12 protein-coding genes are annotated in these 14,675 nt (G+C 39.3%); 10 read left to right on the forward strand and 2 right to left on the reverse strand.

Translation table 11 applies throughout. The annotated features are described in order from the left end of the window. Positions 1-119: 119 nt before the first annotated feature. Entirely contained in the window at positions 120-1,034 is a 915-nt protein-coding gene (locus ACFSMW_RS17365) for a selenium metabolism-associated LysR family transcriptional regulator (RefSeq protein ID WP_390357559.1), read from the reverse strand. A gap of 440 nt (positions 1,035-1,474) precedes the next feature. Between ACFSMW_RS17365 and nhaC the strand changes: the two genes are divergently transcribed. From nhaC to ACFSMW_RS17415, 10 genes are all read left to right on the forward strand, one after another. Continuing rightward, the gene (gene nhaC / locus ACFSMW_RS17370; protein WP_390357560.1) at positions 1,475-2,890 is read left to right on the forward strand and encodes a Na+/H+ antiporter NhaC; all 1,416 of its coding nucleotides are present in this window, start codon (positions 1,475-1,477) and stop codon (positions 2,888-2,890) included. Position 2,891: 1 nt separating this feature from the next. After that, positions 2,892-3,758 carry an MBL fold metallo-hydrolase gene (locus ACFSMW_RS17375; RefSeq protein WP_390357561.1) on the forward strand — a complete coding sequence of 289 codons (867 nt, stop codon included), beginning with the start codon at positions 2,892-2,894 and terminating at the stop codon, positions 3,756-3,758. Positions 3,759-4,058: 300 nt separating this feature from the next. Beyond that, positions 4,059-4,814, forward strand: a complete 756-nt coding sequence (locus ACFSMW_RS17380; RefSeq protein ID WP_390357562.1) for an IclR family transcriptional regulator — start codon at positions 4,059-4,061, stop codon at positions 4,812-4,814. Positions 4,815-5,267: 453 nt separating this feature from the next. Then, the gene (locus ACFSMW_RS17385) at positions 5,268-6,917 is read left to right on the forward strand and encodes a mannitol dehydrogenase family protein (protein WP_390357563.1); all 1,650 of its coding nucleotides are present in this window, start codon (positions 5,268-5,270) and stop codon (positions 6,915-6,917) included. Between the two features lie 25 nt (positions 6,918-6,942). Further along, the gene (gene uxuA, locus ACFSMW_RS17390) at positions 6,943-8,016 is read left to right on the forward strand and encodes a mannonate dehydratase (protein WP_390357564.1); all 1,074 of its coding nucleotides are present in this window, start codon (positions 6,943-6,945) and stop codon (positions 8,014-8,016) included. 65 nt (positions 8,017-8,081) lie between these two features. Further along, a complete protein-coding gene (gene uxaC, locus ACFSMW_RS17395; protein ID WP_390357565.1) occupies positions 8,082-9,497 on the forward strand; it encodes a glucuronate isomerase in 1,416 nt (471 codons plus the stop codon). Positions 9,498-9,615: 118 nt separating this feature from the next. Next, positions 9,616-11,160, forward strand: a complete 1,545-nt coding sequence (locus ACFSMW_RS17400) for an MFS transporter (RefSeq protein ID WP_390357566.1) — start codon at positions 9,616-9,618, stop codon at positions 11,158-11,160. Positions 11,161-11,251: 91 nt separating this feature from the next. After that, positions 11,252-11,920 carry a bifunctional 4-hydroxy-2-oxoglutarate aldolase/2-dehydro-3-deoxy-phosphogluconate aldolase gene (locus tag ACFSMW_RS17405; RefSeq protein WP_390357567.1) on the forward strand — a complete coding sequence of 223 codons (669 nt, stop codon included), beginning with the start codon at positions 11,252-11,254 and terminating at the stop codon, positions 11,918-11,920. Then, positions 11,913-12,914, forward strand: coding sequence for a PfkB family carbohydrate kinase (locus ACFSMW_RS17410; protein ID WP_390357568.1), 1,002 nt, complete (start codon positions 11,913-11,915; stop codon positions 12,912-12,914). The genes ACFSMW_RS17405 and ACFSMW_RS17410 overlap by 8 nt, the downstream gene beginning before the upstream one ends. Positions 12,915-13,554: 640 nt before the next feature. Further along, complete coding sequence (locus tag ACFSMW_RS17415) at positions 13,555-14,031, forward strand: GNAT family N-acetyltransferase (protein WP_390357569.1); 477 nt, start codon at positions 13,555-13,557, stop codon at positions 14,029-14,031. A gap of 194 nt (positions 14,032-14,225) precedes the next feature. Here ACFSMW_RS17415 and ACFSMW_RS17420 read toward each other — a convergent pair whose 3' ends face one another. Next, positions 14,226-14,675 (reverse strand): PTS sugar transporter subunit IIA, encoded by a 450-nt coding sequence (locus ACFSMW_RS17420; protein ID WP_390357570.1) that lies wholly within the window; start codon positions 14,673-14,675, stop codon positions 14,226-14,228.

A 14,675-nucleotide genomic window follows, 5' to 3' on the forward strand; every position in this document is an offset into this window, starting at 1 on the left:
AGTCAATATATTTTAATAATTTATTATATTCTAATCTCTCATGCGACTTATTCAACTTAGGAATAAGTAACTTTTTACATAAAAATGAAAAACCCCCTTGATTCGGGAGGTTAAGTCAATTATGACGATTTTTGTTGATAATAATGATGAATAAATGAGAGAAAAGAACTGCTCGGTAATGATAGATTCTGCTCATCATAAACAGAATAAAATTTTCTTTTTAAATGCATTCCCTTAATGGATAATTTACGAAGGGTGTTCAAACGAAGCTCTTTTCGCACAGAAGCTTTAGAAATAATGGAAATACCCAGACCGGATTCCACGGCGGCTTTTATTGACTCCGTGTTCTCCAGTTCAAGTACGACATTTATTTTGTGAGGATCAAGATGGTTATTACGTAATTGTTCTTCAATAACCTGTCTCGTGCCTGATCCTTGTTCGCGGATTATCATTGGCATAGCTAAAAGCATTTCGGCGCTAATATATTCACTCACACAATCAAACTCTGGATAAATAAAATGTTGAGGTGCGATAATCACCAGTTCATCCTCTAAAAAAAGTTGTTGTGTAAATTTTCGATAACGAGAAGTTGATTGAATAAATGCAAGGTGGATTTGTTGGTTTTCCAGTTTCTCCATAATGTGTTCCGAGTTGCCTACCTTCATATCCAAATGGACATTCGGATATTGCTTTTGATATTTACCAAGTATATACGGCAATATATGTTCACCCAGAGTTAAGCTGGCACCGATGGTCAAATCACCATGGACTGTTTTGGAAAGTGATGCCAACTTATTTTTGGCGAAATTTATTTCTTTTAATATTTTTTCAGCGGATTCCAACAAAATCTTGCCTTGCGGTGTCAATTGAACTTTTTTAGTGGTCCTGTCGAAAAGTTTTGTGTCTAGTTCTTCTTCCAGTTGGCGAATTTGCTTGCTTACACTTGATTGCGACATATGTAGAACTTTCGAGGTGTTTGAAAAACTGTTATGCTTCGCCAGTATGTGAAATACTTTTAAATGATCTATATTCAATCCCACCACTCCAAGCCATGGAAGTTCCAATTTATGAATCGGTTGTATTTTATACTATCACAATAGTCTTGAAATTAGAAAGCTATTTGGCCTCTTGGTTTCATCTCTGAATAAAGTACTTGATGCCGTCTCCAAAGAAAATATCATTGACTTATGAATTTATTCTCAATTATGATTGTTTTATACTTCATTCAAAAGTCAAAAGATACTGACCTGCTGGATGATGCGAAACAGGCGACTGCAAAGATGAAATACGGCGGATCAGGTGAAATACGATTTTTATACTGATTACTTTGGATGTTGCCATGTATATCAGGGGTCACATTCTGGAAAGCCTCCTGTCCCTTTTGGGGTGGGGGCCTTCTTTTATAGGAAAAGAATGTAAAGCATCCTGCAACAAAAACGAGCTCAGTAAATTATCAGAAGGGGGTAAGGTGTACATGAAAAAGGATTTATCTGTTGGGATGTCGTTACTCCCCATTATTGTATTAATAGGAGCTGCCGCATTATCGATTTTTGTATGGGATGCAGGTATGCATATTCCGTTAATGATTGGTGTCGTTACAGCAGCAGTCGTTTCTTGTATAGCCGGCTGGAGTTGGGAAGAGGTCCAAAATATGATGGTGAAAGGGGTGGGGCGAGGCTTACCTGCTGTATTTATTTTACTTATTATCGGAATCATTATTGGCACCTGGATTGCGGGTGGGGTCATTCCGACTATGATTTACTACGGCCTTTCCATGATTGCCCCCGCCATGTTCGTTCCAATCGTCGCATTTGTAACTGGAATTATTTCCATTACGTTAGGAAGCTCGTTCACATCTATTGCAACAATTGGTATTGCCTTTATGGCAATAGGCCAAGGACTTGGTTTTTCTCCAGGTCTTGTAGCGGGAGCCGTCATTTCAGGTGCTTTTTTTGGTGACAAATTATCTCCGCTTTCTGATACAACAAATATCGCACCAGCAATGGCTGAGACAGATCTATTCAGTCATGTGAAGCATATGCTTTGGGACACGATCCCGGCATTCGTGATTTCCCTCATTTTATATTGGTTGGTCAGCAAGACCTCTTCAGCTAATGGAGGTTCAGATGCCAATGTCATTGAAGCAATGAAAACAGGACTGGATCACGTCTTTGTCATACATCCTTTGTTATTATTGATGCCTGTGTTTACCATTATATTAATGATCAAACGTGCTCCTGCGATCCCGGCTTTAATGGGGGTTAGCATGTTGGGTGGCTTACTGGCCATTTTGGTACAGGGGACGTCCGTTACATCTGTCATCCATGTGATGACAGACGGCTTCCACGTTGCGTCTGGTGTAAAAGAAGTGGATGCCTTATTAAATCGTGGGGGATTGATGTCCATGCTTGGGACAGTCGCTTTGCTAATGCTGGCGACGGCGCTTGGCGGTATTTTAGAGGAGACGGGGTCCTTTGAGGTGTTGACCAAAAAAATGATGTCCAAAGTTCATACGACCGGATCCTTGATCAGTGCTACCATCTTTTCCACCTTTATTGTGGCATTTGCCAGCGGCGCACAATTTTTGGCCATTATTTTACCGGCAAGAACCTTTGTAGGAAATTATAAAGAAATGGGAATTGATACGAAGAATTTGTCAAGATGTGTAGAGGCAGCGGGTACGGTAGGCATCAATTTGGTCCCATGGGGGGTACCTGCTATATTTGCTGCGGCAACCCTTGGTGTCAGTCCGGGTGAATTTATTCCGTATATCTTTTTTGCGTTTCTTGTTCCGTTGATGAACATCATATTTGGTTTTACGGGCTGGACGATTACAAAGAAGAATTATGACGATGAAACCAGTAACCAGGAGATAAAGGAAGTGTATTAACATGAGTGAGGTTATTTTACATGTATTGGGAACTGCCCAGGATGCGGGCCTGCCGCATCCGAATTGCTTTTGCAAAAACTGCAGCCGAGCGATGGTTGATCCTCAGTTCCGCAGAAGTGCTGCGTCATTGGCAGTTGTCTTACCTGATGAAAAGCAGTGGCATTTGATTGATGCGACTCCTGATTTGAAAGAGCAAATGGCAAGGTTGCAAATAAAATATGGCATGAAAGCGAAATTGATGGAGAGCATCTTTTTAACACATGCCCACCTTGGACATTATCCGGGACTTTTATTTCTTGGCAGAGAGGCTGTCGGCGCGAATGGCATGCCAGTGATGGCAGGAGGGAAGATGAAAAGATTATTGGAAGAACAAGCCCCGTGGAGCCAATTGACGCAACTTGGCAATATCGATGTACAGGAAATAGCGGACGAACAAGCTATTCGCATTTCTCCACATGTGACGGTGACACCTGTTGATGTACCACATCGCAATGAGTTCTCTGAGACCTTTGCTTTCTGGATTAAGGGGCCACATAAGCAGGTGTTTTATGTTCCGGACATTGATCGCTGGGATGATTGGGGTGAGGATGTTCGCAGCATTTGCAGGCAAGCAGATATTTGTTTGGTGGATGGGACGTTTTATTCAGTCAAAGATCTGTCGGATATCGGACGGGATTATCGAGAAATTCCTCATCCGCTGATGTTGGATACAATGGAGCGGCTGCAAGACTTTACCAATCAGACAGATATTTATTTTACACACCTGAATCATTCCAACCCGGCAATTGACCCGGATCAATCGATTCGCCGGGAAATGGAAGCAAAAGGATTCCACATTGCCGAAGAGGGGATGGAGATTATATTGTAAAGGGACTTTCGCTTACTAATTTTGTTAGTTTTAAAACTTTGTTCTCTTGTCCGCTTCTAGAGGTGATGCTATGATTGTTGTATATTATCGTCGAGGAATGCTTTTGAGGCGTAGAATGGATGATTTATTTCACCCCATTAAATAGTAACTGGACAGATAAGGGATCTTGACATAAAAACTGTAGGTTTAGATACTGCCGGAAAATGACAGGCTGATTTCTAATGAATCCACTAATTGAGGAAACTGACATTTTCTTCAGAAAAAGTTTGCAGGTGGCTTTGTGAGTATAGGGGGATAATTGTGTCGGAAAAAAAGAAATATGGTAAAGTTCTATATAAATCGATAGAAATTATGAACTATCTACGTGATATTGAAACACCTATCACTCTAACGGAGCTCTGTAAGGCACTTGATATGAATAAAGGGACGCTTTCCAAAACTTTAAATTCCATGCTGGAATTGGGCTTAGTTACTAGAGATGAGATGACTAATCGATTTACACTTGGAAGCCGATTAATTGGGTATGGAGCAGCAGCAGTCCGTCAATTCAAAATTGAAACAATCGCTGCGCCATTTATGGATAGTCTTCATTCGAAAATTGGAGAAACGTTACATTTGGGCATAGAAGAAAACAAACAAATAATGTATCTAAAAAAATATGAAGCAGTCGCGACAGTCAATTTACGTTCTCGTGTCGGACAGGCTGTCCCGTTATATGCTTCAGCAATGGGAAAAGCAACACTTGCTGCAAAGTCGGACAAAGCCATTCATGATTACTACCATTCCAGTGATATTATTCAGTTTACGAATAATACATTAACAAACTTTGATGATTTTATGGCTGATATTCAACATATTCGTGCAAGGGGATATGCAGTTGACTTTGAAGAATATGAATTGGGTGTTCAAAGTGTGGGGGTAGCTTTTACCAAACTAGGCAAAATATACGGAGCTATGAGTATTAGTATACCTAAATACAGATTAACAGAATCACTAAGTCAAAAAATATATCCTGCTATTATGGAGACAAAAGAAAAAATTGAAGAAAAACTATGATCAAATGAGGAGGCTGGCCCTAAAAGTTGTTGTTGCATAACAACTTTGTAGGGACGTCTCTTTTTTTATAAAGTTTTGAACATCATCACACTTCATGGTGTTGTAAACAGCTCTTTATAGAAAACCGAAGCGGAACCCACCACTTTTTTGCAGAAGGCAATGTAAGGGGTATGGGTTTTTTTAATGAATGCTATGTTTCTAAGATTATGCTCCTCTTAAAACGATAGAAAGAATGTTCCTCTTTCTTATGCTTAAGATGCCTCAAGTATTTATTTCAGAAAACGCTTGCAAAATAGTTTACATAGGAATATAATTAACACCAAATAAGAAACATTGTTTCCTATTTGGAAACAAGGTAATATCCTAAAACAAATTTTACATAGATTTTGTTGGTTTTATCAATTGCAAACACCTCTCCATATATAAGAAAAAACTGGGAAAAGGAGAATAGAGATGAAAATTACCGAAAACTATCTTTCTAACCGTTCGCTATTTGATGAAATGAAAATAAACGTTCCCAAATTCGATCAAAAGGTAGTTCGCAAGAATACAAAGATAAATCCAGAGTGGGTCCATTTTGGCGGCGGAAATTTTTACCGTTGTTTTCATGCAAAGGTCGCACAAGATTTAATCAATGCAGGTGAATGGAATACGGGCATTATCGTTGTGAAAACATCAGGGGAAAGTTCAATTCAGGATTTTTATCATCACCTTGATTATCGATCACTTACAGTAACCATGAAAGATGATGGCGGTTTTGATAAAGAGCTGATTGCTTCCACTGCAGAGGCTTTATATTTCCATCCATCAAATAGACATGATGCGCAGAGATTAGTAAACGTTTTCAAGGATGAAAGCCTTAAATTGGTTACTTTAACAATTACCGAGAAAGGATATGCCACAAAAGATTCAACTGGGAATTTACTTAAAGAAGTTGTGCAGGACATTCAATCTGGTCCTGACTTTGCCAAACTTCAAACCACAATAACGAAGCTGGCTTATCTTTTGGTAGAACGCTTTAATGCTGGTGCTTTTCCGCTTGCCGTTGTATCTACTGATAATTTTTCACATAATGGCGATCGATTAAAGGAAGCTGTACTAGAAATTGCATATGGATGGTTAAAACAGGGCTTTGTTACAAATCAATTCATTACTTATTTAGACAATGGAAATCGGGTGACCTTTCCATGTACGATGGTTGACCGTATTACACCACTTCCTAGCATCGATATTGCAAAAAAATTGGAAGAAGAAGGTATTGAAGACATGATGCCGTATACGATAGGAGAGCATGGAAAGGAGCTATCGGCTTTTGTCAATACAGAAGAAATTCATTATCTTGTCATTGAAGATGATTTTCCGAATGGCCGTCCAGCTTTTGAAAAAGCCGATGGCGTTTTGATGGGGAGTCGAGAGACTGTGAACAATGCTGATCTTATGAAGGTGTGTACCTGTTTGAATCCACTTCATACTACACTTGCTATTTTTGGATGTTTGTTGGGATTTGACCGTATTTACAAAGAAGTACAAGATGAAGACTTATTAAAATTAATCGAGCAGATCGGTTTTATAGAAGGACTTCCTGTCGTAAAGGATCCGGGAATCATCAATCCGCGCACCTTTATCAAAGAAGTTATCTATAAAAGATTGATGAACCCTAATATCCCTGACACACCCCAGCGTATTGCGTCAGATACGTCGCAAAAAGTGGGCATTCGTTTTGGTGAGACTTTAAAAGCTTACGTATCCGCTAAAGACAAGGGGGTGGAAAAACTGCATTTCATTCCCTTAACGATTGCCGCGTGGTGCCGATACTTAATGGCAATCAACGATAATGGAGAGCCGTTTTTGCCAAGTCCGGATCCACTTTATGAGGAACTGCATGCGTATGTTTCTACATTTACATTAGAAGAAAACGTGGATGTTCATTCAGTGCTTCACCCGATTTTAAGCAATAAAGAAATTTTTTCAGTGAATCTGGAGGAAATAGGATTGAGTGAAAAGATTGAGCGATATTTTGCACGGATGATCACTGGACCACACGCAGTGCGGCAAGTCCTTCGGGAGGAATTGGCCGCTCATGCAATGGAAGTGGATAAATAATAGTCAAATGAGGAGTTCAACAACAATGAAAATGACAATGCGCTATTATGGAAAAAAAGATGATTATGTAAGATTGGAGTATATCCGTCAAGTGCCAGGGATTACTGGGGCAGTTGGTGCGCTATATGATGTTCCAGTTGGTGATGTGTGGCCAATGCATAAAATTGAAGAAATGAAAAAAGAAGTTACAGAACACGGACTGGAGTTGGAAGTCATTGAGTCCGTAAATATTCATGAGGATATTAAATTAGGATTGCCTACTCGGGATAAATATATTGAAAACTATATAGAGACTATTCGTCGCTTAGCTAAAATTGGTGTGAAAGTGATCTGTTACAATTTTATGCCTGTATTTGATTGGATGAAAACAGAAATGGCCTACCCATTGGAGGATGGATCAACTACGATGGCCTTTTTTAAAGCTGGAGTTGAAAAATCTCCGGAAGAGCTTGCACAGGATGTTCTTTCAAAAAATAAGGGAACGGTGTTGCCTGGTTGGGAACCAGAGCGTTTAGCCCACGTTACGCAATTGATAAAACAATACCAGACAGTGGCAGAAAGTGACCTGCGTGAAAACTTAAAATATTTCTTAGAAAAAGTCATTCCAGTATGCGAAGAAGTAGATATAAAAATGGGGATTCACCCTGACGATCCGCCATACTCTATTTTCGGCCTGCCACGTATTGTAAAAAATCGTGACGATTTAGACTTTATCTGTAAAACAGTTGATTCTCCGTATAATGGCATTACATTTTGTACGGGGTCAATCGGCGAAGATCCTGATAATAATCTAGTAGATACTGTTGCAGAGTTTGCCAAGCGGGATCGGATTCCATTTGCACATATTCGTAATGTCAAGTTCATCCAAAATGGAAAGGATTGCTATGAATCCGCGCATTACACGCCGTACGGATCACATGATATGTTCCGTATTATGGAAGCGCTCTATGACAATGGATTTGATGGCTATATTCGCCCTGATCATGGACGAATGATTTGGGGGGAAACTGGGCGCCCGGGATATGGTCTATACGATCGTGCATTAGGTGCCATGTATTTAACTGGTATCTGGGAATCCTTAGAAAAACGAGGAAAATAACCTTCATTTGAAAGCGTTGTCCATCTGGATTTTTCCAAAAATAACAAAGAATGGGGAGATAAACCTTGTTATTAGAAACTGATTTTTTATTGCAAAGCCGATGGGGAAAAAAGTTGTTTCACAATCACGCAAAAAAGATGCCTATCATTGACTATCATTGCCATTTAGAACCAAAAGAAATTTACGAAAATGAAAACTATCGTAATTTAACGAGGATCTGGCTGTCCGACAACGGTATTGGTGATCATTATAAATGGCGATTATTGCGTGCCAATGGAACAGAAGAGAAGTTTATTACTGGGGATGGTGATGATTATACAAAGTTTTTAGCATTTGTTGAAACTATTGAAAGGGCAATTGGTAATCCCATCTATGAGTGGAGTCACCTTGAATTGAAACGTTATTTTGGCATTGACCTGCCAATTAATAAAAAGAACGCAAAGACCATTTGGGATACAGCGAATGCAATGCTTTCGAAAAAAGAGTTTCAACCGCGTCAGCTTATTCAAAAAATGAATGTGCATTTGGTGGCAACAACGGATGATCCAATCAGCAATCTTGACTACCATAAATTATTAAAAAATGAAGAAGATAAAAATGGATTCAAGGTCCTTCCTACGTTTCGTCCTGATAAGGTAATGGATATTATGAACACAGACTTTTTAACCTATATGGAACAATTGGGGGAAGTTTCCGGCCTTGTCATTGGAAGTTATGAAGATTTAGAAAGGGCTTTAAAACAACGTGTACAGTATTTCCATGAAATTGGCGGTCGTTTAAGTGATCATGGGTTAAATACTTTCTATTTCCAAAAAGCTACACATAAAGAAATTGAAAAAATCTTTAACAATAGATTAAGTAATCATCCCTTGACACAGGAAGATATAGTGAAATATCAATCTGCAATACAGATTTATTTGATGGAACTCTATGTGAAATATAGCTGGACCATGCAATTACACATGAACGTATTTCGTAATGGAAGTGAAAAAGGCCTGAAAGAAATTGGTGTCAATGCCGGATTTGACTCAATGGGGGATCAATCAACACTTGCTCGTGAAGCAGTCAAACTGTTCAGTGAGGCAGAATTACAAAATGTTATTCCCCAAACGATTCTTTATTCCTTAAATCCAAATGATTGGCTAACATTATCCACACTCATGGGTTCATTTCAGGGAGGGATGGCACAAAAAATTCATCTAGGATGTGCTTGGTGGTTTAATGATACGCGTGAGGGAGTGGAAAACCAGCTTACAACTTATGCTCAGCAAAGTTTGCTTGCCAATTTTGTGGGTATGTTGACGGACTCCCGAAGTTTCTTGAGTTATCCACGTCATGAATATTTTCGAAGAGTGTTATGCGATTTGATCGGCGAATGGGTAGAGCGGGGACAAATACCAGAGGATGAAGAATATCTTGGCCAGATTGTCGAGGATATTTGTTACAACAATGCATATGAGTATTTCGGATTCTTTGAATAGCTTTAACAATTAAGTTGTGTAAACCAGCTTATCAAGCTTGATGTGTCAATCTTGACTACTATTTTAAGAAAAGCAAAGCCGTTAAATCTACAAAAAAACAGAAAGAAGGGAATAGAAAATGTCTAGAGAAAACAATTGGGTTTATCGGAAAAAGCCTATTACTGTTGCTCGCGGAGTTGGATACGGTTTAACAGATTTAATGGGAGGCGGATGGAATAATATTGTTTCTGGTGTCATTTTTGCTTTTGTACTAAGTCAAGGGATCAGTCCTGCTTTTGCAGGGGCAATCACAGGTATTGGCCGGATTATTGATGCTATTTTTTCATTGTTCTTTGGTGCAATTACAGATGGTTTCTATAGGACAAAGCTTGGACAACGCTTCGGCCGCCGCCATTTCTTTATGTTATTAGGGGCAATTCTATTTGCAATATTGTTTCCCTTGTTTTGGGTACCATCTGATGATTGGCGATATTACTTAATCATTTATGTGGCAATTGAGTTGGTTATCGCGATGATATTGATCCCGTGGGAAACACTGCCAAACGAAATGACGGAAGATTATACCCTTCGAACAGTCTTATCTGGTTCAAGAATGTTTATATCCGCTACAGGAACATCACTTGTTTTTATAGTTTTAGCAGTATTGCAGCATTTGCAGAACCCTAATGCATACCTGATAACTGGAATTATTTGGACGGTTATATTTGTTGTATCCATATTTATTTCTTATAGAACCACTTGGGAAAAACCGTTGACAAAAGAATTTATTGAGGAATTAGAATCAAGGCCGAAACTAGGTTTAATAGAATTTATTAAAAAAACGATAAAAGATTACCTTTCTACTTTCAAAAACAAAGCCTTCCGCAAACATCTGGCAATATATCTTTTATCTTTTACTGGCAAAGACTTTTACTCAACTATGCTACCTACCTTTATTATTTGTTGTATATATGGTGTAAAGGCAGATTTTCCCTGGACGCTTCAAGCACTTTCTATTTTTGGTATTGTGGTGACACTGATTGCAGCTAAACTGATGATCACCCATGGTCCAAAATTTCTGTTTTCGCTCAGCTACATTACAATTATCCTCACAATGGTTGGGTACTTTGCGACATGGGCTTTACATATTCAAAACCCATTGTGGATATTGATTACCATTTCTGTATTTTATCAAGCGGGTCGTGCCATTTTGGAATTCACACCTTGGAACGTTTTTCCGTTTATTCCGGATGTCGATCGTATGATGACTCGTGAAAGCAGGGCTGGAATTTATGCATCTGTGATGACTTTTTTTAGAAAGTCAACAGGCGCTCTTGCTTCCTGGGTGGCCGGGCTCCTATTGGCGGGAATCGGGTTCAATTCCGAAACGATGACAAATGTATCTAATGTTCCGCATTCTGTTCAAACAGGAATAGCTTTGATCTTTTTTGTGGGACCAGTGGTACTTATTGTTTCGGCCCTATTCTTTTCTTGGACATTTAATCTGAATAAACATACGCACAATTTGCTTAAACAGGAATTAGACCGTTTAGAAGCAGGCGGGTTAAAGTCCGGGGTGAAAGAAGAAACGCGGAAGGCGGTAGAAGATTTAACGGGACAACCATACAACACCCTTTGGCCGGAAAGCCCAGGTACGAATAAAAAAATGACGAGTAATGAGTAATAGTGAAGTTTATGAAGAAGTAATCCTTTTGTTGGGAGCTTATGTTGTAACATGTATGACAAAATATCTTTCGAAGGAGAAATCAGACAACATGAAAAAACAAGAGATTTTGAATAAATTGGTGGAAAAACCTGTTGTCGCAGTAGTGCGTGGGGATTCAAAGAAGGATGCAATCAAAGGAGCAGAAGCTGTTATTGCTGGTGGAATAACAGGAATCGAGTTGACGTTTACTATTCCCAAAGCAGAACAAGTAATCGTTGAGCTTGCATCAAAATACGAGGATGTTCCAGGAATAGTCGTTGGCGCAGGAACAGTGTTGGATGCTGTGACAGCACGTATCGCCATTATGGCAGGGGCGCAATTTATTGTAAGTCCTACGTTTGATGCGGAAACAGCTAATATTTGCAATCTCTATCATATACCGTATATGCCAGGTTGTATGACCATTACAGAAATCATTACGGCAACAAAAGCGGGTGCAGATATTATTAAATTATTCCCGGGTAACGCATTTGGCTCCTCCATCGTAAAAGCCTTTAAAGCGCCACTGCCGCATCTGAATATTATGCCTACTGGTGGTGTAAGTTTAGAAAATATGGAAGAATGGTTTGAAGCCGGAGTAGTTGCTATTGGCGTTGGTGGCAACCTGATGGCCCCCGCTGCAAGAGGCGACTTTGCAGGTACTACAGAAATGGCAGAGAAATATATAGCGAGATATGAAGAAATAAAATCGAATAGGAATGGTCAGAGAAATGAGTAGCATCATTACACTTGGAGAAATAATGGCTCGTTTTTCAACAGATAAAGGTACCCCTCTATCTCAAGCGAATCAATTGCTTGTGCATTACGGGGGCAGTGAAGCGAACGTAGCAGTGAGTCTGGCTAACTTTGGTCATGATGTGTCCTTTGCGAGCTTCCTGCCCGAAAATCCACTTGGATTAGGGGCAAAGAGATATATAGAAAGCTTTGGTGTATCTACTCGTATGGTTACTTTTAGAGGGGAACGTTTAGGAACTTATTATCTAGAAACCGGCGCCGGAGTACGTAAGCCAAATGTTGTCTATGATCGTGCACACTCGAGCTTTTCCACAGCTAAAGAACTGCCTTGGAGTTTTGATGAGTTATTTGAAGGAAGAGATTTATTTCACATTACCGGTATTACAACTGCGCTATCGCAAAATTGGCTTTCTTTGGTTGTTACTCTCTTAGAAGAAGCAAAAAAAAGGAATGTTACAACGAGTTTTGATATCAATTACCGTACAAAACTCTGGTCACAAGAAGAATGTGGAAATGCTTTGAAAAAAATCTTGCCTTATATTGATATTTTGTCTGCAGGAATTTTAGATGCAAAATATCTAATGGGGATTGAATTACAAGAATACACCTTGGAAAATGTCTACGCCGAGATATTAAAAGGGTATCCGAATATAGAGGTCATTTATTCGACAAATCGCACAGTATACACATCTGAACATAATAGTTTGGTTGGAAACATATATCGAAAAGGAAGATTAACCACTTCAAAACTATTCGATATACCTAATATTATTGATCGCGTTGGTGGTGGTGATGCATTTACGGCTGGGGTGTTGCACAAATATGTAACTGCTCAGGATGAGGATGATATTGAACTCATCAATTTTGCAACTGCTGCAAGCGTTTTAAAGCATACAATAAGTGGGGATATGAGTTTGTTTTCCTTCCGTGAAGTAGAAGAATTCGTAAAACATACTTCAAATGAAATTTCACGATGAAGCAGGTAAAACAGTTCTTTATAAGCAGGCGCATGAATTATTCATGCGCCCCTTTCGTATTTGGACGGGGACAATGATAGCCCCCTCCTTGGTCATCCCTTTCACTATCGCCGCCTCGGCTTGTTAGGGGGAAGGACGGCATGCTGTTTCTCCATCTGAAAAACAGTGCATAGATTGATCATTTTTACAGGGATTAAAACTTATAACGTTTGCGTAAAGCCTTGGGGTTGTGAAAAGCTTTATTACACATTGTGCACAGGCACATGTGAAAATTGCCCCCTTGAGAACGGTAGGAACGTGAAATCTTGGAAACTTGCCTATGGTTTGGAAAAATTTCGCAAGGAAATAGTGAAAAAAACGTTTTGGCGTACCTTGGTTAAAGCATTTTCAATGATGCACAATAAATATGCAAAGCGCGGAACTTACTGCTACGATATACCCACCATATGTCCGAATAAAGGCTATATCGTAAATTGAGATGAAGAAAGGCTTCAAAAAGTCGTAAGCTTATCATTATTAGTGATATCCTAGACTAAAAGCTGTTGAAAAGGAGCTGATCATGTTGAAACGAATACCACTTAAAATGGTAAGAAAAAGTCTTTTGGATATACCTGAATATGTCTTGCCAGCAGGGTTTAGAATGAGGTTGTTTGAAATTGGGGATGAAAAAAATTGGGCTAGGGTGGAAACAAGCGTAGATGAGTTTAAAAATGAAAAAGCTGCTCTAGAGCACTTTCAACAGGAGTTTGGTTCTTACATCAATGATATGGTCAACCGGTGTATTTTTATTGAGAAAGAGGAAGGGGAAGTGCTAGGAACGGCAACAGCTTGGTATGGTGATCTAAATGGCGATGGGAAGACAGCTGGAAGAATCCACTGGGTGGGCATTTCTCCGCAATATCAAGGAAAAAAGCTTTCCAAGCCTTTACTCAGTGCGGCAATGAATATTTTATCAGATTATCATACGGAAGCTTATCTTACCTCGCAAACGACAAGCTATCAGGCTGTGAACATGTACTTAAACTTCGGATTTGAACCGTATATCAACGAAAAGAGTGATCATGAGGCCTGGACTTTGCTGGAAGGTGTATTAAACCGCAGGATAGTGGTGCAGTAAGTGAAATGGTTGCCAACAAGGAAATGGGATTCCTGTTGATTGACAGAATCCCATTTAACATAACCGTAAAAGAATATTTTTCTTTGTAACTGTCAGCTCTTCTGCACTTGAAATATTGGTATTACGGCAGTTGATGCTGGATGAACTGACATCCAAACGTAACTTCATCCCAATGCCTGATCACTATCCAACGTTTAGTTCAATCCTTCTAGCAGCTGCTCGTAAAATATTTCTTTTGTTGGAGCGTCGAATAGTTTTTCCATGATCCCGGTATCGCTTAGAATAGTTGCCAATTCAGAAATCAGCATAAGATGGGAATCTGAATCTGTTGCGGAAAAAGTAATAATCAACTTAATTGGATCAAAGTGTTTAGCCCCAAATGGAACTGGTGGGTTTAGTGTAGAAAAGCTTAAGCCGAGTTCATTCGCACCGAATTCTGGCCTTGTGTGTGCAAGGGCAATATGATTCCCTAATACAATATATGGTCCGTTTTCGTTCAAAACTTTAATCATGGAATCCACATATGTTGTTTCAATTGCCCCTTTTTCCAATAAACGCTCGGATGACTTGCGAATCGCCTCTTCCCAATTATCAGCTTTTATACCAATTTCTATATCATCTACGGTAACTAATTCTCTTAACAT

The organism is Tigheibacillus halophilus, assembly GCF_042683165.1.
Lineage (GTDB): Bacteria > Bacillota > Bacilli > Bacillales > Amphibacillaceae > Tigheibacillus > Tigheibacillus halophilus.